General features: G+C 61.8%; 21 protein-coding genes and 1 tRNA gene. 15 read left to right on the top strand and 7 right to left on the bottom strand.

The features are described from left to right. Nucleotides 1–2 precede the first annotated feature (2 nt). The 7 genes from hemA to ASD64_RS19610 all read left to right on the top strand — a co-directional run bounded on the left by hemA (nt 3) and on the right by ASD64_RS19610 (nt 5,815). Entirely contained in the window at nt 3–1,292 is a 1,290-nt protein-coding gene (hemA, locus tag ASD64_RS19635; RefSeq protein ID WP_056108794.1) for a 5-aminolevulinate synthase, read from the top strand. A gap of 32 nt (nt 1,293–1,324) precedes the next feature. Next, nucleotides 1,325–1,738, top strand: coding sequence for a cytochrome c maturation protein CcmE (gene ccmE / locus ASD64_RS19630; protein WP_056108792.1), 414 nt, complete (start codon nt 1,325–1,327; stop codon nt 1,736–1,738). Beyond that, nucleotides 1,735–1,941, top strand: coding sequence for a hypothetical protein (locus ASD64_RS21185; protein WP_156460239.1), 207 nt, complete (start codon nt 1,735–1,737; stop codon nt 1,939–1,941). Before ccmE ends, ASD64_RS21185 begins: the two co-directional genes overlap by 4 nt. Nucleotides 1,942–2,035: 94 nt before the next feature. Continuing rightward, complete coding sequence (locus ASD64_RS19625) at nt 2,036–3,166, top strand: helix-turn-helix transcriptional regulator (protein ID WP_056108789.1); 1,131 nt, start codon at nt 2,036–2,038, stop codon at nt 3,164–3,166. Nucleotides 3,167–3,379: 213 nt separating this feature from the next. After that, nucleotides 3,380–3,934, top strand: coding sequence for a hypothetical protein (locus ASD64_RS19620; RefSeq protein WP_156460238.1), 555 nt, complete (start codon nt 3,380–3,382; stop codon nt 3,932–3,934). Next, the gene (locus ASD64_RS21180) at nt 3,880–4,434 is read left to right on the top strand and encodes a transferrin-binding protein-like solute binding protein (RefSeq protein ID WP_056108782.1); all 555 of its coding nucleotides are present in this window, start codon (nt 3,880–3,882) and stop codon (nt 4,432–4,434) included. The genes ASD64_RS19620 and ASD64_RS21180 overlap by 55 nt, the downstream gene beginning before the upstream one ends. 70 nt (nt 4,435–4,504) lie before the next feature. Then, nucleotides 4,505–5,815 carry a surface lipoprotein assembly modifier gene (locus ASD64_RS19610; RefSeq protein WP_056108779.1) on the top strand — a complete coding sequence of 437 codons (1,311 nt, stop codon included), beginning with the start codon at nt 4,505–4,507 and terminating at the stop codon, nt 5,813–5,815. Between the two features lie 280 nt (nt 5,816–6,095). Here the strand turns inward: ASD64_RS19610 and ASD64_RS19605 are convergent, their stop codons facing one another. The 4 genes from ASD64_RS19605 to ASD64_RS19590 all read right to left on the bottom strand — a co-directional run bounded on the left by ASD64_RS19605 (nt 6,096) and on the right by ASD64_RS19590 (nt 10,545). Further along, nucleotides 6,096–6,824, bottom strand: a complete 729-nt coding sequence (locus tag ASD64_RS19605) for an SEL1-like repeat protein (RefSeq protein ID WP_056108777.1) — start codon at nt 6,822–6,824, stop codon at nt 6,096–6,098. Between the two features lie 181 nt (nt 6,825–7,005). Continuing rightward, nucleotides 7,006–7,080: transfer RNA gene (locus ASD64_RS19600), tRNA-Glu, on the bottom strand. A 212-nt stretch (nt 7,081–7,292) separates the two neighbouring features. Next, the gene (locus tag ASD64_RS19595; RefSeq protein WP_056108774.1) at nt 7,293–8,489 is read right to left on the bottom strand and encodes a YcbK family protein; all 1,197 of its coding nucleotides are present in this window, start codon (nt 8,487–8,489) and stop codon (nt 7,293–7,295) included. 214 nt (nt 8,490–8,703) lie between these two features. Beyond that, nucleotides 8,704–10,545: a PHA/PHB synthase family protein gene (locus ASD64_RS19590; RefSeq protein WP_056108771.1), complete on the bottom strand. Its 1,842-nt coding sequence runs from the start codon at nt 10,543–10,545 to the stop codon at nt 8,704–8,706. 170 nt (nt 10,546–10,715) lie between these two features. Here ASD64_RS19590 and ASD64_RS19585 point away from each other — a divergent pair, with 170 nt between their 5' ends. The 7 genes from ASD64_RS19585 (at nt 10,716) to recJ (ending at nt 17,484) form a co-directional block, all read left to right on the top strand. After that, complete coding sequence (locus ASD64_RS19585; RefSeq protein WP_320410217.1) at nt 10,716–11,051, top strand: hypothetical protein; 336 nt, start codon at nt 10,716–10,718, stop codon at nt 11,049–11,051. Nucleotides 11,052–11,097: 46 nt separating this feature from the next. Then, complete coding sequence (locus ASD64_RS19580) at nt 11,098–12,315, top strand: LL-diaminopimelate aminotransferase (RefSeq protein WP_056108766.1); 1,218 nt, start codon at nt 11,098–11,100, stop codon at nt 12,313–12,315. A gap of 145 nt (nt 12,316–12,460) precedes the next feature. Beyond that, complete coding sequence (locus ASD64_RS19575) at nt 12,461–13,774, top strand: homoserine dehydrogenase (RefSeq protein ID WP_056108763.1); 1,314 nt, start codon at nt 12,461–12,463, stop codon at nt 13,772–13,774. A gap of 108 nt (nt 13,775–13,882) precedes the next feature. Continuing rightward, on the top strand, nt 13,883–14,050 hold the full coding sequence (locus ASD64_RS21425) for a Thivi_2564 family membrane protein (RefSeq protein WP_156460236.1): 168 nt from the start codon (nt 13,883–13,885) through the stop codon (nt 14,048–14,050). Between the two features lie 62 nt (nt 14,051–14,112). After that, complete coding sequence (locus ASD64_RS19570; protein ID WP_244480865.1) at nt 14,113–14,439, top strand: hypothetical protein; 327 nt, start codon at nt 14,113–14,115, stop codon at nt 14,437–14,439. Between the two features lie 221 nt (nt 14,440–14,660). Beyond that, nucleotides 14,661–15,644 (top strand): class II fructose-bisphosphatase, encoded by a 984-nt coding sequence (gene glpX, locus ASD64_RS19565; RefSeq protein ID WP_056108760.1) that lies wholly within the window; start codon nt 14,661–14,663, stop codon nt 15,642–15,644. 58 nt (nt 15,645–15,702) lie between these two features. Further along, the gene (gene recJ / locus ASD64_RS19560) at nt 15,703–17,484 is read left to right on the top strand and encodes a single-stranded-DNA-specific exonuclease RecJ (RefSeq protein ID WP_056108759.1); all 1,782 of its coding nucleotides are present in this window, start codon (nt 15,703–15,705) and stop codon (nt 17,482–17,484) included. Nucleotides 17,485–17,499: 15 nt separating this feature from the next. On the opposite strand, the gene ASD64_RS19555 is transcribed toward recJ, so the two are convergent. The 3 genes from ASD64_RS19555 to folE all read right to left on the bottom strand — a co-directional run bounded on the left by ASD64_RS19555 (nt 17,500) and on the right by folE (nt 19,747). Beyond that, nucleotides 17,500–18,471 (bottom strand): patatin family protein, encoded by a 972-nt coding sequence (locus ASD64_RS19555; RefSeq protein WP_056109176.1) that lies wholly within the window; start codon nt 18,469–18,471, stop codon nt 17,500–17,502. Between the two features lie 140 nt (nt 18,472–18,611). Beyond that, on the bottom strand, nt 18,612–19,070 hold the full coding sequence (hisI, locus tag ASD64_RS19550; RefSeq protein ID WP_056108756.1) for a phosphoribosyl-AMP cyclohydrolase: 459 nt from the start codon (nt 19,068–19,070) through the stop codon (nt 18,612–18,614). 38 nt (nt 19,071–19,108) lie between these two features. Beyond that, on the bottom strand, nt 19,109–19,747 hold the full coding sequence (gene folE, locus ASD64_RS19545; protein WP_056108754.1) for a GTP cyclohydrolase I FolE: 639 nt from the start codon (nt 19,745–19,747) through the stop codon (nt 19,109–19,111). A gap of 230 nt (nt 19,748–19,977) precedes the next feature. Here folE and ASD64_RS19540 point away from each other — a divergent pair, with 230 nt between their 5' ends. Then, entirely contained in the window at nt 19,978–20,424 is a 447-nt protein-coding gene (locus tag ASD64_RS19540) for an iron-sulfur cluster assembly scaffold protein (protein ID WP_056108748.1), read from the top strand. Nucleotides 20,425–20,835 lie beyond the last annotated feature (411 nt).

Here is a 20,835-nt window from a genome sequence, read left to right as displayed (position 1 = left end):
ACATGGAACGTCGCCTCGGCGAGACGCCCGTCATCGATGAACGATCCGCATACGCTTCATGGGGCGTCGGGCCGGATTACGATGATCTGCTCCACATGTCGCTGATGGAACTGAAGCAGGAAGGCCGTTACCGGGTTTTTCAGGAGCACCGGCGCGTTGTCGGCGAATTTCCGCGTTCGGTTGCCATGACCGCCGAGGGTGAGCGCACCGTCACCGTCTGGTGCTCGAACGACTATCTGGGCATGGGGCAGCATCCCGGCGTGCGCGCCGCCATGCGCGACGCCGTCGACCGCTACGGGGCGGGCGCCGGCGGAACCCGCAACATTTCCGGCAACCACTCGCCCATCGTTGAACTGGAGCGCGAGCTTGCCGCGCTGCACGGCAAGGAGGCGGCCCTGGTCTTCGGCTGCGGCTACCTTGCCAATCTCTCGACGCTTGCCGCCCTCGGCCGTCTTTTGCCCAAGTGCATCCTCGTATCGGACCAGCTCAATCATGCCTCGATGATCCAGGGCATCAGCGCCAGCCGTGCGGAAAAGCGCGTCTTCCAGCACAATGATGTGCTTCACCTGGAGGAAATCCTGCGATCCATCCCAAGGAACCGCTGCAAGGTGGTGGCCTTCGAATCCGTCTATTCCATGGATGGCGACATCGCGCCCATTCGTGAAATCGTCGAATTGTGCGAGCGCTACGGCGCCTTGACCTATCTGGACGAAGTCCATGCCGTGGGCATGTACGGTCCCACCGGCGCCGGCGTTGCCGAACGCGACGGTCTTGCCGGCCGGATCGATCTCGTTCAGGGCACGCTTGCCAAGGCCTTCGGCGTCGTCGGCGGCTATGTCGCCGGGTCCGCAGTGATGATCGATGCGATCCGCAGCCATGCCAACGGCTTCATCTTCACCTCCGCGCTGCCGCCGGCTGTCGCCATGGGCGCGCTGGAGAGCGTCAGGCATCTGCGCTCCAGCGATGTCGAGCGCGCGAAGATGCATGACAACGTGCGAAAGCTTCGCGCCCGCCTGCTCAAGGAACGTATTCCGTTTCTGGATTCGCCCAGCCACATCGTTCCGGTGATGGTGGGCGACGCGGCAAGGTGCAAGGCGGTCTGCGACCTCCTGTTCGAGCGCCATTCGATCTATGTCCAGCCGATCAACTATCCGACGGTGCCTTATGGCAGCGAGCGCCTGCGCATCACGGCTTCGCCCGTCCACACCGACGCGATGATCGACGATCTGGCGGCGGGCCTGGCAGATGTGTGGCGCGACCTGCAATTGCCGTTTTCAAGGAGGGCCGGCTGACCTTGGCCAGAAGCAGGAAATCGAGGCGGCTGATGCTTGTCGGCGTGGGCGGGCTGGCGCTCGGCATCGCCGCGGCACTTGTGCTGAGCGCGTTGCGCGACGACATCGTCTTCTTCCGTTCTCCCACCGAGATCGCCAGCGGTGTGGTCGCCGAGGGCGCGCAGATCAGGCTGGGCGGCATGGTCGAGGAGGGCTCGATCACGCGCTCTTCCGACGGATTGCGGATTGCGTTCCGTGTTACGGATGGGTCGCAGTCGCTGCCTGTCTTCTATCACGGCATCCTGCCCGATTTGTTTCGTGAGGGGCAAGGCGTGGTTGCCGAGGGGCAGTTGCGCAACGGAGCCTTCGAGGCGGCGACGGTGCTTGCCAAGCACGACGAGAATTACATGCCGCGCGAGGTGCAGGCTGCGTTGGAGGAGGGCGGCTATCAGAGCCCCGGACAATGACAGGAACCCGCATCGAGGGTGCTGTCTCGCTGAAACCTCTGGTTGAGCAATTGAAGACGGTCCGGTCGCGCCGCATCGTGCAACACGGCAGACGATGTGCCCGCATTTCGATCCGCCGTCGCGCCGATGGCGTCAAGGTAAGCTTTGACGCACAATTGATGCTGAAATTATTTCATAAAAGGTATGAAAATAATCTGTTTTGAATATTAAAAGTTGCGGTTATCCTGTTTCCAAATAGATCCGGTGCAAAATCTGCGGTGGTGATCGTGTTTTAACGGTTGGATAGGGAAATCCCTGATGGGAAACCAACTCCCTCGCAACATTGCTGGCATGGTGCAGGATGTCTCGGCGCAAATCGAACGGATATGCTTTGACGAAGGCGATTGGCATACCGCCGCCGAGATCATTGGGGCCGCATTCCCCGAGACGTTTGTGGCGATTATTAATGCAAATCTCAAAAAAGGAGAGATGCAGTATTCGGCGACATATAATATTGAGGAGGAATTTTATAATTCATACAAAGATTATTATGCAGGATGTAATCCGTGGAATGAGACTTGGATGTCCATTAGAGGAAATATTCTGATAACGGAAGATATTTCTCCTGCGTCGACGTTTAAAAACAGCGAATTCTATAACGACTGGATGGGGCCACAGAAAGTATTCGATGCCGGCGCTGGGATGCAAATACATTCAAGACCAGATGAATTAATCTATGTCTCGATCCACTACAACCCGGCTGTGCATGCGAGTTACGGTCCTGCATTGGAATCACTTTATACGCATCTGAGTGGCAATTTCCATCGCACCCTGCGCCTCGCCCAGATGCGTTCGAAGGTTGCAGAACAAAGTGCCGCCAAAGGCGCGCTCGTCGATCATTTCGACGAGGCCGCGCTGGTTGTGTCCAGCGAGCTGCAAGTGCGTGACGCCAATGAATTAGCGGTTGACGAATTCAAGGCCGGCATTTTCTTCTCGAATGTCGGTGGAAGGTTTACGATGCGCGATCCTTCCCATCAAAGGCGCATGTCCGATGCGGTAAGGAATTTGTTGGGCGGCAACCCGGATGCTCACTCGACGCTGTACTTCCGCACCGATCGCACGGCATGGATCGCCCATTTGGCTATCGTGCGGCCGATAATCGATAATGCCCTGCTGCGGCTTTGTCCCCCGGCGCCTCAGGTGCTTTTGGTGCTGCGCGACATCCACAAGGTGGTCGAGGTGCCGCAGGAGTTCGCAACACTTTATGGCCTTACGCCCTCGGAACAGCGCTTGTGCGGCTATCTCGCATCCGGAAAGTCGCTGGCCGAGGCAGCGCATCTTCTGTCCGTGACGGAAAACACCGCGCGCGAAAGGGTCAAGAGGGTCTTTTCGAAAACGGCGACGAACCGGCAGGCCGAACTCGTGCGGCTGATATTGATGTTCGTTTGATCGTAGCGGATTTCGGGCTTTCCTTCTTCTTGCCGATCATCGTGTGCATTCGCGGCGCGCAACTTTGACCCGTCGAAAAGGCAGTTGTGAACCGACTGCCGGCGGACGAATTTTTCTGCAATTTCTGCGCCGCACCCCCCAAATGGCAGTTCTGGCACACGCGGGACGTGCGCTATGCAGCCGGTATCTTGGTTCATTTTGCAGGGGGAATTGATGAAAACGGCAAAGTTGATGCTTGCCACGACTGCCTTGCCGCTGGTGCTGGCATTGGCAGCTTGTTCGCATAACTCGGATACGGCTGGCGGCCCGGGAAGCCCTGCGCTGACGCCGGGCAAGACGATCGCACAGAGCACTTCCGACACGGCTTCCAACCTGCTGAGCGGTGACGGAGACACCGCAGGCGCCACGCTGGAGACGACGGCCGTTACGTCGTCCGCTTACCAGACGACTTTCGCGGATGGGACGGAGGAAAATCCCAATACCGGTCAGGCGATTGCTCCACCGACTTTCTCGATCAAGAAAAACGGGAGTGGTGCGGTTGATATGACGGTCAACGGCCAGACTGTCAGCTTTGCCGCGTCGGGTCTGGTCGACAATGAAGGTTGGGAAAAGTACACGGATCCCGACAATACTTATGAGGGGAGCCTGTGGACACATTCGGCCAACACAGCCTCCGAAGCGATCGACGGGACCGACACCAATTACCTTCAGGTATGGAACTACGACGCGAGAAGGACGGCAAGTCGATTCAGGGCTATGCAGTTGTAGGCGCTGAAACGGACCCCGAAATTGTCAAGGCTCAAACAGCTCAGGCGACATACAAGGGGTGGGCACGCGCCGATCTGGCTTTGGCTGCCGACACGGACCTGCGAGTTGGCGTCCGAACCAACGGCGGTTTGACCATGAATGCCGATTTTGTGGCGAGAGAAGTGTCGGGTACATTGGAAAACCTCCAGGTTCGGTCTCGCGACCATTCCGATACCTGGACTCCGTGGACCGACACCGGCGGAACTGTGCTGATGGGCACATCAAGCATCAGCAGCAACGGCTTTTCCGGTGGCACGCTCTCGGCAACCGATCTCGAACTGCCGGACCCGACCACTCCAGGCGACGTGCTGGCGTTCGATCCTTCGGGCAGCACCTATTCCGGCCGCTTCTATGGGCCCGCTGCCGAGCAAGTGGGCGGCGTATTCGACATCAAGGGCAATGTGGGCGCAGCCGGTGCCGTTGTTGGCGCTGGCTACTTCGCAGGCGACAAGCAACCCTGACGAACCGCCGAATGCGGCAAGTGAAGGCCGGACGCCGCAACGCGTTCGGCCTTTTACTGGAGAATGAAGCATGCTTGCGCGCCTTCTCTTCTGCGCCCTCGTCACACTCGCCTTGCCGGCAGGCGCATCGGCCGCGCCGGTGGCAAGCCTTGGCAAGGAGGCCGCCCAGGCTACCGTGCTCGTGGCACGAGGTGATTTTGCCGCAGCGCGGGAAAAGCTGCGCGCAGCCGTTGCCGGGCGTCCCGACGCGGCTTTGCATCTGGCGCAACTCGAAGGGCTGATTCTGCGCAGGCAAGGGCTGAACCGCGAGGCGGTGCAGGTGTTTCGTTTCATACTCTCCCGGGAGCCGAACTTTACGCCTGCCAGGATAGAGCTTTCTCGGACACTTGCCGAGATCGGCGACGCCGACGCCGCCATCCATCAGCTTCAGATCATAGAGCTTGGCTCCGATGACCCCGAGATAAGGCGGCAGGCGCGCGCTTATTCCGGCGACGTCCGCAGCCAGCGCCCCTATGGATTTTCAGGATATATAAGCATCCTTCCCTCAACCAACGTCAACAAGGGTTCGGGCAAAGAGACATTCACCCTGGGTGGGATGGAATTCGTCATCGATGATGAGAGCCGTGAAGCCAGTGGAGTGGGAGTGGGGGTTGGCGGGCAAGCCTACCGGGCATTCACTATCGATGCCTTGACCCGTCTCACCTGGACCGGGGCCGTCGACCTCAAGAAATACTCAGGCGGCGACGACTACGATGAGATCGCATTCTCGACCAACCTGTCGCTGGCGCGTCGTTTCGGCAGGATTCAACTGGAAGCTGGACCGACGATGGATTACCGCCTGATGGCGTGGACGCCCTACGCTTTGCGCTACGGGCTGACCGTTGGCGGGACGATAGATGTCGCGCCGCATACCAGGCTTTACGCGGGCGGCACGGGCCTGGTGCAGGATTTCCAGGCAGTCTCATACCGCGACGGCTGGATATTCCTCGGCTATGCCGGTGTTCGGCACTCCTTTTCGCCCGCGCTGGCTTTGTCGGTGACGGGCAAATATACGGTCGAGCGGACGAAGGACCGCACCGACCTCGACCATGACGACATGGAGCTTACGGCGCAGATCGACCGCGAATGGCGCGGCGGCCTCGTTACCGGATTGGCTCTGGCCGCTGGCGAGCACCAGTACAGGGATGAGTTTGCCCCGGGATCAGGGATCGCACGCGAAGACAGCTTCTGGTCGGCGGGTCTGACGATACTGAACCGGAACTGGAGTTTCTCCGGCTTTTCACCGCGCCTCAGTTATGAATACACCCGCCAGAAATCAAATATCAGTTTTTACGACTATGACAGTCACGACGTGAATTTGTCCCTGACCAAGCTGTTTTGATGAGCATGGGGAGCGCACCGTAAGAGAACGGGATAGTCCCAAGGGCCGCATCCGGCCGGCTTGTTGTTGCCTTGGCGCAAATTATCTCGACTTGGAACCGGTCTGATAACAGCGTGCCGCCTTTGCCTGCGGCACGCGACGGGCAGTTGCGCGGGCCATCCTGCTACCCTTCGCTCAAAGACTGTAAACTGAGGCGCTGTCCCTCCTCAGGCGGCGCGAGGCCCGCCCGTGTAAACGGCCGCCTCTATCCACCGTTTCGGCTCAGGGCAGGCGCTTTAGCCTAGTTGCAGCCCGCCCACGCAGAGACACTTGGACCGCCAGACTGGTAGAATTGGCAATTCTGCCGCTCGATCTCCTTGCGCTGTTCGGCTTCCTGCCGTTGCACCTCTTCCAGTGCCTCGTTGTAGGTCTGCCCATTGGCATCGACGGGATCTTGTTCTGCGGCAAGTTCACTGAGAAAGGCCGATAGATTGTTAGAGCCGAGTTCGTCTCCATTCTCAGCAGCCGACTTCTCGTGATCTATGGCAGCATCCCGGTCTACAGGCCCTCCGAGGCCGTACCACTCCATATAACCTAGGGAGGCTTGTGCGGGGGGATACCAATATGCGGCCTGCGTCAGCCAATATCGCCCCGCCACGTAATCATGTGGCTCGTCACCCTCAAGAAGCTCTCGGGCGAGCTTATACTGTGCAAAAGCGTAGCCCGCCGTGGCGGCGGCATTCAAAGCCAGGTTCGCGGTGCTCTTCGTCTGTCCGGACGCCAGATGAACCCGATAAAGATGGTACATATCTTTGCCGAGTGCTTTGTCTGAAAATGCGGCTGCCGTGCACGGTGCCATAGCCGCGGCAGTGTCGATCTTCTCAATATATACGCCTTTTCCTTCGTATCCCGGCTCGTCCGGATGAGCAGCAAGTCGAGAGCAGGAAGCCGAAGCGCTGTCGTAATCTTCGGCGTAAGAATTGACAGTTGAAAGTGCGAGGCCGGCCAAAAGCAGCGTTGAAAGGCGCATGGCTGTGTCCCTCCATCAGCCGAATGATATCAGGTGACGAGGAATGATGGTGACTCGGCAATTCGATGTAGAACCACCAACGCGAAGCCAGCGCCTCAAGCAAAATAGCCCTGCCAGAAACCAAATAATTGACGAATAGTTGGCGATTTGCGGGATGAGGTAGCTAAGTTCTTGAAATTGCTGGTACGCCCAAGGGGAATCGAACCCCTGTTACCGCCGTGAAAGGGCGGTGTCCTGACCGCTAGACGATGGGCGCGCTCAGATGCAGGCGCCTTATAGTGGGGATGCGCGAAACGGGCAACCCCATCAAGCGAGCGAGAGGCGAACTTTTTCGCGCTGCCGTCCGCCTTTCCTCTCCGTGTGCTGTCCGCGGCTGAATAAGATCCTTGCATCGGCCAGGAATTGGAACGTTTCTGCCACACGAACGGGGCAATCTGCCGAGAAACGCTCTGAGGTCGGGCAGGGGGCTTATTTGCGGCGCCGGCAGCGCCAGTTCCAGTCGCGCTCGGGGCCTACGTCCACATGCACCGAATCGGTGTGGCAATAGGTGCCGACGCCGCCGCGGCCAGGCATCGAGCGCAGATAGTTGGCAAGTTCCCACTTGCCGACGCCGGGCACCTGGATATCGGCAGCCGCGCAATACATGTGCAGCGAGTTCTTGGCGCCGCGCGCACGGCGGTTGCGGGCCGGGTCGCGATACCCCGAGGTGACGATCATTTTCTTGCCGTAGTGGTTCTCGATGACCTTGAGGACGCGGACCAGCGATGGCTTGAGGCAAGCGACGTCGACACGCTCCGTCTGCTTGAGCAGGCCGTTGGGTGCGAGCCGCGCCAGGCCGGCAGCGGAGGCGACCTGATAGGCGCCGAACTCCTCGTCCTCGTTGAGGTCGATGTCGCTCTCGTCGTCGAGGCCGGACTTGCGCTTGATCTCGAACAACGCGTTCTGGCGCACGCCCGGCAGGGCATTTTCGGAAGTGTCGTGACTGCTTGCGCCGGCTGACGCGATGATCGGCTTCGCAGGTTCGACCGACGCCAGCGTGATGATCGGCTTGGCGGGCTCTGCCGGAGCGGCAACCTTCGGCTTCGGCTTCGGCGCCGTTGCGGCGGAAGCCGGCGTGGCGCCGAACAGCGAAGCGAGGAAGCCTTTCTTCTTTGGAGCGACTTCCTGCGCGGGCGGTTCGGTCGCGGTCACATAGAACTCGGCGGTCTGCGCTGCCTCGGCAGGCAGGGGCGCGGTCTGTTCGGGCGTGGCCTCGGCGACCTGAATGTCGGCTGCCTGCGGGGCATCCGGTTTTGCCGCCGTTGTCGTTTCAAGCTGCTGTGGGGTGGCGCCGGCAATATCGGAAGCGGCGACCGGCACGGGGATCGACAACTCGCTGCCGGGCTTGGTGGTCGGCATATAGGCGACCTGCTCGGGCAGGGCGGTGTCGCCTTCGCTGCTCATCAGGGCCTGCGGGACAACCGCGATGGAATCACCAGCGGTTGCATCGGCAAATGCTGAAACTGCGGTCGTGTCGGACGCGGCGGCATTGTAACCGGGCATGGCGACCGAGAGCGTCGGATCTGTCGTGGAGGTGCAGGACGCCAGCAGTACGGATAGCAAAGCCGCCACAATGGCGCGGCGTTCACCTTTTGCTGGGCGCGATCCCTTCGACTGCAAACTCAAATTCCCCCTCGGGTTCCGACCGGTAAGTCATTGGCGTTGTTTGTCACTTCAACGCTCCGATGATCGTGTCTCCGGCCCGGAAACGAGACCTGTGTCGAATCAGCAACGCTACTGAAAATCAGGCGGATATCGACAAAATAAGCTTACTGCATGGTTGACGCGGCCATTTCACCTGCTTTGCGCCATCCGTCAACTCACCACACATTACAGATTGTTACACGCGCACCTTCACGTAGGTGCCCGGCGCTTCCCCCAGCGCTTTCAACTGCTTGCCGGGAATACGCGCCTCGATACGCGTGTTTTCCCGCGCCTCGATCCAGCTTTGCCAATTCGGCCACCACGCACCGGCCGTTTCCTTGGCATTGGCGAACCAGTCGTCGAATTCGCCCACCGGCTTGCTTCCGGTCCAATGCTGATACTTGTTCATGTGCGGCGGATTGATGACGCCGGCGATGTGGCCCGAACCGGCCATCACGTAATCGACGTTGCCGCCGAAATATTTGCAGCCCAGAAACACCGAGCGTGCCGGCGCGATGTGGTCTTCCTTCGCCGCGAGGTTGTAGACGGGGATGGTGACGTCGGCCAGCGACACGGTGCGGCCGGCAAGTTCCATGCGGCCCTGCGACAGGTTGTTCTCGAGGTAGCAGTTGCGCAGGTAGAAGGAGTGGTTGGCCGCCGCCATGCGCGTCGAATCGGCATTCCAGTAGAGCAGGTCGAAGGGCAGGGGGTCCTTGCCGCGCATGTAGTTGTTGACGACATAGGGCCAGATCAGATCGCCCGAGCGCAGCATGTTGAAGGCGGTCGCCATCTTGGTGCCGTCGAGATAGCCCTTCTCGGTCATCGAGCGCTCGACCGCGGAGACCTGGTCTTCGTCGACGAACACCTTGAGGTCGCCGGCATAGGTGAAATCGACCTGCGTGGTGAAGAAGGTGGCGGAGCGGATGCGATCGTCGCCCTCCTGCGCCAGCAGCGCCAGCGCCGCGGCCAGAAGCGTGCCGCCGACGCAATAGCCGATGGCGTTGACTTCGCGTTCGCCGGTCGCCTTCTCGATGGTGTCGAGGCCATATTGCAGGCCTTCGCGGATATAGGCCTCCCAGTTCTTGGTGCCATGCCGCTCGTCCGGATTGACCCAGGAGATGACGAACACCGTGTGGCCTTGTGCAACCGCCCAGCGGATGAACGATTTTTCCGGGTTGAGGTCGAGGATGTAGAACTTGTTGATCCACGGCGGGCAGATCAGGAGCGGCCGCTTCAGCACCGTCTCGGTCGTCGGCGCATACTGGATGATTTCTGCGACTTCGCTGCGGCCCACCACCTTGCCGGGGGTCATGGCGACATTCTTGCCGATCTCGAACTTGGTCTGGTCGGATTGCCGAAGCTTCAGTTCGCCCTTGCCGGCGGCAATGTCCTCGGCCAGCATCTTCATGCCCTTGACGAGGTTTTCGCCGTTCGAGGCGACGGTTTCGCGAAACAGTTCCGGGTTGGTCAAGATGAAGTTGGAAGGCGAGATCGCGTTGGAAACCTGCTTGACGTAGAAGCTGGCTTTGTGACGGGTGTGCTCGTCCAGCCCGTCGGCGCGCTCGACAAGGTCGTTCGCCCAGCGCGAGGTGATGAGATAGGCCTGCTTGATGAAGTCGAAAAAGGCGTTCCGGCTCCATTCGGGATCCTGGAAGCGCTTGTCGCCGCGCTCGGGCGCAATCGCTTCGCCGGTTGCCTCGCCGCCCGCTGGCGTGGAGGCCCTGGTTACCGCATTGGCCCACACGTTCATGTAGCCGGCGAAAAGCTGTGTCTGCGCCTCAAGCGCGCGCTGCGGGTCGGAAAGCCAGTATTCGGTGAGCTTGGAGAAGGTCTTGACCATGTCGACCACCGGCTCGGCGACGTGGTCGCGCACTTCGCCTTTCTCGCGCGGTTCCACCCATGCCGATGCGGCCTTGCCGGCCTGCTCGACCATGCGCGCAAGGTTGAGCGCGAAGCGTTCAGGATCCTTCACGAGATACTGTTCAGCAGCGGAAGGGCCTTCGCTTTCGGCTTTGCCTTGGCCTGATTTTTCGGACATGGTTCTTGCAGTTCTCCCGAGGCCTTTGTTGACATGATACCATGAGACGACTGATAGGGTCCAAGGTCTACCGCGCCTTTCACGGATGCAAGATGACACATAGTATCGCGAAGGTTGTTTTTTTTGGCGCCGGCCGTCTCGGCCGTGGCGCGGCGTTGGCGGCCTTGCTCATGCTGGCCGCCTGTTCGACGGCCAGTATCGAGGACGCAGCGCCGGCCGCCGCTGCCGCACCGGCGCAGCCCAACCTGGTTGGCCCGCGGGATACCGGAGCCTTCCCGAATCTCAACATTCCGGCCCAGCAGGCCGCGCCCCAGTTCACCGATGAAGAGACGAACGCGAAGCTCGCCGCCTTGAAGGCGGACCAGGCGGCGGCGCAGAACCCGGCTCGCGCCGGTGCCAGAAATGACAGCGCATCGCTGAATGCCTTGGCCAGGAGCCACGGCAAGGACACGCTGAAACAGATCGAAGGCAAATGCGATCCCGCCCTCGACCCGACCTGCAAATAGGGGTATATCGCGCCCGACTTCGCGCCATTCGATTGCTGGAAATGCCATGGAAGAGTTTCACAAGGTCCGCCGCCTTCCGCCCTACGTTTTCGAGCAGGTCAACCGGCTGAAGGCCAGCGCCCGCGCGCGCGGCGCCGATATCATCGACATGGGCATGGGCAATCCGGATTTGCCGACGCCGAAAGCCATTGTCGACAAGCTTTGCGAAGTCGTGCGCGATCCGCGCACCCACCGCTATTCCTCCTCGCGCGGCATTCCCGGCCTGCGCCGCGCCCAGGCCAACTACTATGCCCGTCGCTTTGGCGTGAAGCTGAACGCCGACACCCAGGTGGTGGCGACGCTCGGCTCCAAGGAAGGCTTCGCCAACATGGCGCAGGCCATCACCGCGCCCGGCGACGTTGTTCTGTGCCCGAACCCGACCTATCCGATCCATGCCTTCGGCTTCATCATGTCGGGCGGTGTCATCCGCTCCATGCGCGTCGAGCCGGACGACAGTTTCATCCCGGCGCTGGAGCGCGGCATCCGCCATTCGATCCCGAAGCCGCTGGCGTTGATCCTCAACTATCCGTCCAACCCGACGGCGCTGGTCGCTTCGCTCGACTTCTACAAGGACGTCGTCGCCTTCGCCAAGAAGAACGACATCATCATCCTGTCCGACCTTGCCTATTCGGAGATCTATTTCGACGGCAACCCGCCGCCTTCGGTCCTGGAGGTTCCGGGCGCCATCGACATCGCGGTCGAGTTCACCTCGATGTCGAAGACTTTCTCCATGCCCGGCTGGCGCATGGGCTTCGCCGTCGGCAACGAGCGGCTGATTTCGGCGCTGACGCGCGTGAAGTCCTATCTCGATTACGGTGCCTTCACGCCGATTCAGGTGGCGGCCACGTCCGCGCTGAACGGTGACGGAACAGACATTGCCGAAGTGCGCGAGGTCTACCACAAGCGCCGCGATGTCATGGTCGATGCCTTCGGCCGCGCCGGTTGGAGCATTCCGGCACCGGCTGCCTCGATGTTCGCCTGGGCGCCCATACCCGAGCAGTTCCGCCAACTCGGTTCGCTGGAATTCTCGAAGCTGTTGATCGAGCATGCCGACGTGGCGGTGGCGCCGGGCGTGGGCTTCGGCGAGCATGGCGACGACTACGTGCGCATCGCGCTGGTGGAGAACGAGCACCGCATCCGCCAGGCCGCGCGCAACATCAAGCGCTTCCTGTCGACAAGCGCGAAGCAACCCAACAACGTGGTCCCGCTCTCAGCCCACCGCTGAGCGCTTCACCGCGTTTCACCCGGGCATCGGATCGAAAGGCGAAAGCCGGTTTCGGGTTTCGATGCTCAATCAGAATGTCAGAGCGATCGTTTTGCGTCCGGTCGGACGCACGTCGTTCTAGGTCGAGAGAGGGACGCCGCCAGTCATGGCTGAAGCACTGCGTATAGGAATAGCCGGTCTCGGCACAGTCGGGGCATCGGTGGTTCGGGTGCTGGCGGACAAGGCAGCGGAACTGACCCGCCAGTGCGGCCGCGACATCGTGGTCACCGCCGTGTCGGCCCGCGATGCCGGGCGCGACCGTGGCGTCGATCTCGGCGCCACCAAATGGTTCGACGATCCGGTGGAACTGGCCCAGAAGGCCGACATCGACGTTTTTGTCGAACTGATCGGCGGCGACGAGGGCCCGGCGCGATCCTGCGTCAAGGCGGCTCTTGAGGCCGGTCGCCATGTGGTGACTGCCAACAAGGCGCTACTGGCCAAGCATGGCGTGGCGTTGGCCGAGGCTGCGGAAAAGCGCGGCGTCCTGTTGAACTACGAAGCGGCTGTCGCCGGCGGCATCCCGGTCATCAAGACCATGCGCGAGGCCATGGCCGGCAACACGGTGACCCGCGTCTTCGGCATTCTCAACGGCACCTGCAACTACATCCTGACTCGCATGGAAGCGGAAGGCCTGTCCTTCGAGGACTGCCTCAAGGATGCGCAGCGCCTGGGTTATGCCGAGGCCGATCCGACCTTCGACATCGAGGGCAACGACACCGCCCACAAGCTTGCCATCCTGACCAGCCTTGCCTTCGGCAGCCGGATCGCCGCCAACGATATCTATCTGGAAGGCATCTCCAACATCACCCAGGCCGACATCCGCGCCGCCGGCGAACTCGGCTACCGCATCAAGCTTCTGGGCGTCGCCCAGCGCACTGAAACCGGTATCGAGCAGCGTGTGCATCCCACCATGGTGCCGACCGCCTCCGTGATCGCGCAGGTCAACGGCGTCACCAATGCTGTAGCGATCGAGACCGACATTTTGGGCGAATTGCTGCTCTCCGGCCCCGGCGCGGGCGGTAACGCCACCGCTTCCGCCGTCGTCGGTGACATTGCCGACATCGCCAAGAGCCGCCCCGGCTTCCAGCACGGCCCTGTGTTCGGCCGCCCGGCCAAGGAATTGACGCCCTACAAGAAGGCGCAGATGCGCAGCCACGCCGGTGGCTACTTCATCCGGCTGACCGTTCATGACCGCATCGGCGTGTTCGCCGCGATTGCCAAGCGCATGTCCGACAACGACATTTCACTGGAATCGATCGTCCAGCATGCGAACGGCACGGAGACGCATGCGCAAAAGACGGTCATCCTCGTCACTCACGAGACGACGGAGGCTGCGGTGCGCAAGGCCGTCGAAGGCGTGACCAGGGACGGTCACCTGACGTCGAAGCCGCAGGTCATCCGCATCGAGCGGGCAGGGTAGCCGACCGCTTTCATTTCTTTGGCGCTGGCCTCGCGGGGATGGAACCTTAGCGAGGCCAGCGTCGTTGTCCCCCCGTGCGGTTGCGCACTCATCAACGAGGGACAATCTATGGCTGGAAGTGTTTTAATCAGCATCCTGATCACATTCCTGGTGATCGTACTCATCCTTTATCTTGTTCAAAGGTTGCCGCTGGACGGGCGCACGCGCCAGATCGCGCAGGTCGTCGTCATCATCATCGGCATCATTTCGATGTTGAAGTATCTCGCTGTCTTTTAGGCGGATCGACGTTGCGGCCGGTCCATGGCCGCTTGTGACTCTCTCCCGGAAAGGAACTCGAAGTGGCTGACGCAGTGAAGGCAGAAGATATCCAGGACGCGATGAAGAAGCAGATTGCCGATCTTCGCCGCGAGATGAACAAGATCAACAAATCCCTGGCCGAACGCGCCGAGGAGGCTGCGGACCAGGCGGCGGGCTGGTATGACGCTGCTTCGGATCGTGCATCACGCACCGCCCGGCAGTTGAAAAGCAGCGCCCAGAGCGTATCGGAAACGGTGCAGCAAAATCCGGGCACGGTGTCAGGCGCACTGGCTTTGGGCGGTATCGTCGGCTTGCTGATCGGGATGATGATCGGCCAGTCCGGTTCCCGCGATCGCCGCTGGTACTGAGGCAAATTTGCGGTTGGCGTGCTGGCGCATGCGCGCGACCGGCATTGCAGGCATGTCCACGGCCCCGCTGACCCGCAGTGGGGCCGTGGCACTTTCAATCGATTGATATTCTTGATTTTTTGAGAAGCCCGCTTGAGGGTCTTGCCGTCGTCATGAGCCTTTGACAAAAGGAAGCCGCGTTCCCGAGGGTGGTGCGTGGAAAACAGGGTTTTGTAGACATCATGAATGCGGCACAGAAGATCAGCGCAGGCCTCGACCGGGTTCTTACCATGGAGTTGGTGCGTGTAACCGAGCGCGCGGCGGTAGCCGCTGCCAGGTTGCGCGGGCGCGGCGATGAAATGGCTGCCGATCAGGTCGCCGTCGATGCCATGCGCAAGGAACTGAACCATCTGGCCATCAAGGGCACGGTGGTGATCGGCGAAGGCGAGCGCGACGAAGCGCCGATGCTCTACATCGGCGAGGAGGTCGGCACCGGCAAGGGTCCGTCCGTCGACATCGCGCTTGATCCGCTGGAAGGCACCACCATCTGCGCCAAGAACCTGCCCAACGCGCTGGCCGTGGTCGCGCTGGCGGAAAAGGGCAGCCTGCTCAATGCGCCAGATGTCTACATGGACAAGATCGCCATCGGCCCCGGCTATCCGGAAGGAACCATCGATATCAACGCCTCGCCGGCCGAGAACATCGCAAGCCTGGCAAAGGCCAAGGGCGTCACCATCGGTGAAATCACCACCTGCATTCTGGACCGGCCGCGTCACGCCAAGCTGATCGAAGCGGTACGCGCGACCGGTGCTGCCATCCGCCTGATCGGCGACGGCGACGTTGCCGGCGTCATCCACACCACCGATCCCGAAGAAACCGGCATCGACCTCTATCTCGGCACCGGCGGCGCGCCGGAAGGCGTTCTGGCAGCGGCGGCGCTGCGCTGCACCGGCGGCCAGATGCAGGGCCGGCTGATTCTCGACACGCCGGAAAAGGTCGCGCGCGCGGCCAAGATGGGCATTTCCGATCCCAACAAGGTCTATCGCACCGACGAGATGGCCCGTGGCGACGTGCTGTTTGCCGCGACCGGCGTAACCGACGGCAACATGCTGGATGGTGTCAAGTTCGGCCGCAACTATATCACCACCCACACCATCGTGCTGCGTTCGTCTTCGCGCACCGTGCGTGAAATCAAGGCGCGGCATCAGGATCTGGACAAATTCTGATACCGCTGCTGCCGACGCTGCCTTACAGTCGCGCCGCAATGTGCGGGCGTAACTGACAATGGCCGATAAGCGGCTCTTTCTTGATGTGAGGCGCTCTGCGACGGGCGTGCTTTGGGAACACCGGCTGAACGAGCGCGAGGACATGGCGGCGCTCGCCATCGCGCAAGGGCTTGGCGTTTCCGACATCGTCGCGCGCGTTCTGGCCGGGCGCGGCGTGCAGGCTGCCGGCGCCGCGCGCTTCCTCGACCCGACCATTCGCGAATTGCTGCCTGACCCGGCCTCGCTGACCGACATGGAAAAAGCTGCCGGGCGGATCGCCGCTGCGGTGGTCGCCAACGAACGGGTGGCGATCTTCGGCGACTACGACGTCGATGGCGCGGCGTCGTCGGCTCTGCAGAAGCGCTTCCTCGACCATTTCGGCGTCGCCTCGGAAATCTACATTCCCGACCGCATTTTTGAAGGCTATGGCCCCAACCCGGACGCCATGCGCGAACTTGTCGGGCGCGGCGCAACGCTGATCGTTACCGTCGATTGCGGCACCAACAGCGCTGCCGCCATCGACGCGGCACGGGAGGCCGGCGCCGATGTTGTGGTCCTCGACCACCATCAGGTGGGCGGTGCGCTGCCGGAGGCGGTGGCCATAGTCAATCCGAACCGCGACGACGATCTGTCCGGGCAGGGGCATCTATGCGCCGCCGGCGTCGTGTTCCTGACGCTGGTCCAGACGGCGAAAGTCCTGCGCACCCGCCTGCCGGGCCGCGCGCAGCCGGATTTGCTCGGCCTTCTCGATCTGGTTGGCTTGGCGACCGTATGCGACGTGGTGCCTCTGGTCGGCGTCAACCGGGCCTTCGTGGTCAAGGGCCTGCAGGTGATGCGCCAGCAATCCAATGTCGGGCTGGCGGCACTGGCGCGCGCGGCCCGCATCGGCGAGCCCGTCGGCGTCTTTCACCTGTCGTTCCTGCTCGGCCCCCGCATCAATGCCGGCGGGCGCATCGGCGATGCCGCACTTGGCAGCCGGCTTCTGGCGACAGACGACCCGGTCGAGGCCGGTACCATTGCCGAAACCCTCGACCGGTTGAACCAGGAGCGGCAGGCGATGGAGCAGGAGATGCTGGCCGAGGCCCGCGCCGAGGCCGATGCCGAACTTGCCGGCGGCAACGGACCGGCCATCATCGTCACCGCCAGTTCCAGTTGGCATCCCGGCATTGTCGGCCTGATCGCCTCGCGGCTGAAGGACCATGCGCGGCGGCCGGCCTTCGCCATCTCGTTCAATCCGAACGGCGTCGGCACCGGCTCGGGCCGCTCGGTTCAGGGCTTCGATCTCGGCCGGCTGGTCAGGGACGCGGTTTCGGCCGGCCTCATCGTCAAGGGCGGCGGCCACGCCATGGCGGCCGGCATCACCGTCGAGCGCGAGAAACTCGGTGCCTTACGCGCCTTTTTCGAAGAACGGGCCGCAGCCGAGGTGTTCCGGCTGCAGGATCAGGAAAGCCTGATGATCGACGGCGCGCTCAGCGCCGAGGGCGTCACCCTGCAATTGCTGGATTCGCTTGAAAAGGCGGGGCCGTACGGCACCGGCCACATCGCGCCGGTCTTCGCCTTGCCGCGCCATCGCCTGGTCGATGCGCGCGCGGTCGGCACCAACCATATCCGCGCCGACCTCCAGTCGGACAGCGGCGGCCGCATCCAGGCCATCGCCTTCCGCGCGGTCGATACCGCACTTGGCGAGTTCCTGTTCAAGAACAGGGGTTCGTCCGTGCATGTGGCCGGCTCGCTGTCGAGTAATTACTGGAACGGCAATCGCCGCGCCCAATTCCGCATCATGGATGCGGCTTCCGCCTGAGCGGCGCGCCCGGCCCTATGCCAGAACGGTCTGGAGCCGGGTCAACTCGCCGACATGGGCCTTGGTTGCATCATAGCCAAAGCGGATGGCTTCGTCGGCGCGGTGGAATTCGGCCATGCCGATATGGCCGAGTTTCGGCTGGATCGAAAGGTCGGGCGGATCGCCGGCAAGGCGGGCGCGCGAAATGCGATCCTGGATGATGTTGAAGGCTTCGACCATGACGCCGGTGATGCCGAGGCGGCTTTCCTTGGCGTGGGCCGCATCGTTCGGCCGGCGGTCGGCGGGCGCGTCGTGTTCGACCGGCAAGTCGCCGGCGTTGTGCCGGATGACGGCGGCGCGGCCGAAATTGTCGGAGCTCAGATTGACGGCGACGACGATCGGCTGCTCCTGGGCGCGGCACACGGAAACCGGAACCGGATTGACCAGCGCACCGTCGACCAGCATGCGGCCGTTGCAGTTGACCGGCTCGAACACGCCGGGCAGCGCATAGGAAGCGCGCATCGCCGTGATCAGCGAGCCGCTCGACAGCCAGATCTCATGGCCGGTGCGGATTTCGGCAGCCACGCTGACGAACGGTTTCGGCAGGTCCTCGAAGCGCACGCCGGCAAGATGTTCGCGCAACCGCGCGTCGAGCCGCATGCCGCCGAACAGGCCGCTGCCGCGCAGATTGATGTCCAGCAGGCCGAAAATCCGCCGCTTGGTCAGGCTGCGGGCAAATTCCTCCAGTTCGTCGAGCTTGCCGGCGAGATAGCAGCCGCCGACCAGCGCACCGATCGACGTGCCGGCGATCATGGAGATTTCAATGCCGGCTTCGTCCAGGGCGCGCAGCACGCCGATATGCGCCCAGCCGCGTGCGCAGCCGCCGCCGAGTGCCAGAGAAATGCCTGTCTTGTTGACTGGTTTGAGGTCGGACGGACCAGCCGACGAAGAGAGGCCGTTGGCTTCCCGAACGTCTGTCCTTCCATACAATGACGCCCAGTCGAGCATCATGATCCATCTTTCTGTTTGAGCATCGGATCACTCCAAAACCGGATTCCACTTTTGGTCCGATGCCCGTTCCCAAAACGAGCCTATCGCTTGCCCGTATCGAAATGGTGAATGCGCCTGAAAGCAAGACACCAATTGGTTCAATCGGCCTTTCGATAGGTGGCATCGGCATCGAAAAGCGGCGTACTTCCGTCGCCGGCAAGCCTGGCCTCGCCGCCGCCGATCTCCACCCTCCGGTAGAAACAGGAACGCCGGCCGGTATGACAGGTTGCATCGTGGCCTGCGACTTTCACGCGCAGCCACACCGCATCCTGGTCGCAATCAGTGCGGACTTCGACCACCTGTTGCAGATTCCCCGAGATCTCGCCCTTCTTCCACAGCGCCTTGCGCGAACGCGACCAGTAGTGAGCGACCCCGGTCTCCAGCGTCAGCGCCAGAGCCTCGGCGTTCATGTGCGCCACCATCAACAGCATGCCGTCGGCAGCATCGGTCACCACAGCCGTGACAAGGCCATTGGCGTCGAAGCGCGGCGTGAAAGCCGTGCCCTCCTCCAACGCATGCTTGTCGGCCGCAGCCGCAGGAAAAACGAGCCCCGACATTGCCGGTCCCTGTGTTTGGAGAAGCGGGGAGGGTGGCGTTACGCCTTGTGGCCGCCCCGCACCATGGTCATGAAACGGATTTGCTCTTCCGGGTTGTCCCGGAAGCTGCCGGTGAAGGTCGAGGTAAGCGTGGTCGAACCCTGCTTGCGGATGCCGCGCATGGCGATGCACATATGCTCTGCTTCGATCACCACCGCCACGCCGCGCGGGTTGAGCACGTCCTGGATGATTGCGGCGATCTGCGCGGTCATCGCTTCCTGCGTCTGCAGGCGATGCGCGAAGATATCGACGACGCGGATGATCTTCGACAGGCCGACGACCTTGCCGTCGGGCAGGTAGCCGACATGCGCCTTGCCGATGATCGGCACCATGTGGTGCTCGCAATGCGAGTGGAACTCGATGTCCTTGACGATGACGAGATCGTCATAGCCGGCCACTTCCTCGAACGTGCGGCCAAGCTCCTCGGCCGGGTCCATGTCGTAGCCGCCGAACATCTCGCGATAGGCCTTGGCGACGCGCTTGGGGGTATCGAGCAGGCCTTCGCGGTCAGGGTTGTCGCCGGTCCAGCGCAACAGCGTGCGCACGGCGGCCTCCACCTCGGCCTCGCTCGGGCGGTTGGCGACCCGCTTGTCGGGAACAGGTATGTTGGGCATGAGTTTCTTGATGACGGCGTCCATAAAGGCGTCTCCCGTAGTCCCTCTCGAAGGAGGAACGAGTTGAACGGACCACAGCCTTATGCGGATCGTCAGGAAACGGCCCGAAGCGGCGTGACGTGGTTCCGAAAACATAGACGCACAACTCGCCTTGCCGTTCCCGGAACACGAGCATTATATATTCATTCAGCGCCGCGATTGAAAGTGCAGATACGGCAATCGCTGTTCGCGAGACGGCGATAGATCGGAAAATTATGATTGATGACGTCTACAATATGAAAATTCTGGCTTTTGCCGGAAATATCGACCGTATCGGCAGGCTGGAAACCCCGGATGCCACGGCCACCGCCCACTCCAAGCTCTGCGGCTCCACGGTTACCGTCGACCTCAAGATGGATGATGGTGTCGTGACCGACTTTGCGCATGACGTGAAGGCGTGTGCGCTTGGCCAGGCGTCGTCGTCGATCATGGCCCAGCATGTTGTCGGCGCCACCTCGCAGGAATTGCGCATCGTGCGCGAACAGATGCGCAAGATGCTGAAGGAAAACGGCGCGCCGCCCGATGGCCGCTTCGCCGACTTGAAATATCTGGAGCCGGTGCGAGATTACAAGGCGCGCCACGCCTCCACCATGCTGACCTTCGACGCTGTCGTCGACGCTATCGACCAGATCGAGAAGAGAAAGGCCGAACAGGCAGCTTGAAACCGGATTGTCTCTCCGAAGCTGCGGGCATATTGAAAGCTGCGGCGAAGAGCCAAAGTGGCGTCGTCGCTTAGTAAGCTTCGTCATGCCGGCCAAGGGAGCGCAACCTCTCCGCTTCGTCATCCCGGAATTCTCTTTCGAGCGGAGCGAGAGAGGAATATCCGGGATCCATGCCGTGACATTGCGGCAGCCTGTCAACGGTCCGGAATGGGGATCAAACAGCCCACCTGCCGCCCATCTCTCCTATCAACCCGTTGATCCTGCTCACTTCGAGCAGAAATCTTCCACCGTCCTTATCCACGCCCTCTCAGCCTCTTCCATAATCCGTGCCATCGCTTCTGCGGGAAACTCGGTGCGCACCGGGTATCGAGGGGAAGCGTCGGTGCCGGATTGGTCGCATGACGGTGTGCG

Origin of the sequence: Mesorhizobium sp. Root157 (genome assembly GCF_001427385.1) — a bacterium.
GTDB lineage: Bacteria > Pseudomonadota > Alphaproteobacteria > Rhizobiales > Rhizobiaceae > Mesorhizobium.
This window is presented reverse-complemented; position numbering and strand designations above follow the sequence as displayed.

What these genes read in the sequence shown, in the direction of transcription:
- glpX (WP_056108760.1), top strand. Translation starts at nt 14,661, where the DNA reads ATGAATGCGGCACAGAAGATCAGCGCAGGCCTCGACCGGGTTCTTACC.
- ASD64_RS19625 (WP_056108789.1), top strand. Translation starts at nt 2,036, where the DNA reads ATGGGAAACCAACTCCCTCGCAACATTGCTGGCATGGTGCAGGATGTC.
- ASD64_RS19555 (WP_056109176.1), bottom strand. Translation starts at nt 18,471, where the DNA reads ATGCTCGACTGGGCGTCATTGTATGGAAGGACAGACGTTCGGGAAGCC.
- ccmE (WP_056108792.1), top strand. Translation starts at nt 1,325, where the DNA reads ATGCTTGTCGGCGTGGGCGGGCTGGCGCTCGGCATCGCCGCGGCACTT.
- folE (WP_056108754.1), bottom strand. Translation starts at nt 19,747, where the DNA reads ATGGACGCCGTCATCAAGAAACTCATGCCCAACATACCTGTTCCCGAC.
- recJ (WP_056108759.1), top strand. Translation starts at nt 15,703, where the DNA reads ATGGCCGATAAGCGGCTCTTTCTTGATGTGAGGCGCTCTGCGACGGGC.
- ASD64_RS19540 (WP_056108748.1), top strand. Translation starts at nt 19,978, where the DNA reads ATGATTGATGACGTCTACAATATGAAAATTCTGGCTTTTGCCGGAAAT.
- ASD64_RS19620 (WP_156460238.1), top strand. Translation starts at nt 3,380, where the DNA reads ATGAAAACGGCAAAGTTGATGCTTGCCACGACTGCCTTGCCGCTGGTG.
- hisI (WP_056108756.1), bottom strand. Translation starts at nt 19,070, where the DNA reads ATGTCGGGGCTCGTTTTTCCTGCGGCTGCGGCCGACAAGCATGCGTTG.
- ASD64_RS21185 (WP_156460239.1), top strand. Translation starts at nt 1,735, where the DNA reads ATGACAGGAACCCGCATCGAGGGTGCTGTCTCGCTGAAACCTCTGGTT.
- hemA (WP_056108794.1), top strand. Translation starts at nt 3, where the DNA reads ATGGAACGTCGCCTCGGCGAGACGCCCGTCATCGATGAACGATCCGCA.
- ASD64_RS19575 (WP_056108763.1), top strand. Translation starts at nt 12,461, where the DNA reads ATGGCTGAAGCACTGCGTATAGGAATAGCCGGTCTCGGCACAGTCGGG.
- ASD64_RS19605 (WP_056108777.1), bottom strand. Translation starts at nt 6,824, where the DNA reads ATGCGCCTTTCAACGCTGCTTTTGGCCGGCCTCGCACTTTCAACTGTC.
- ASD64_RS19610 (WP_056108779.1), top strand. Translation starts at nt 4,505, where the DNA reads ATGCTTGCGCGCCTTCTCTTCTGCGCCCTCGTCACACTCGCCTTGCCG.
- ASD64_RS19590 (WP_056108771.1), bottom strand. Translation starts at nt 10,545, where the DNA reads ATGTCCGAAAAATCAGGCCAAGGCAAAGCCGAAAGCGAAGGCCCTTCC.
- ASD64_RS19585 (WP_320410217.1), top strand. Translation starts at nt 10,716, where the DNA reads ATGCTGGCCGCCTGTTCGACGGCCAGTATCGAGGACGCAGCGCCGGCC.
- ASD64_RS21180 (WP_056108782.1), top strand. Translation starts at nt 3,880, where the DNA reads ATGGAACTACGACGCGAGAAGGACGGCAAGTCGATTCAGGGCTATGCA.
- ASD64_RS21425 (WP_156460236.1), top strand. Translation starts at nt 13,883, where the DNA reads ATGGCTGGAAGTGTTTTAATCAGCATCCTGATCACATTCCTGGTGATC.
- ASD64_RS19580 (WP_056108766.1), top strand. Translation starts at nt 11,098, where the DNA reads ATGGAAGAGTTTCACAAGGTCCGCCGCCTTCCGCCCTACGTTTTCGAG.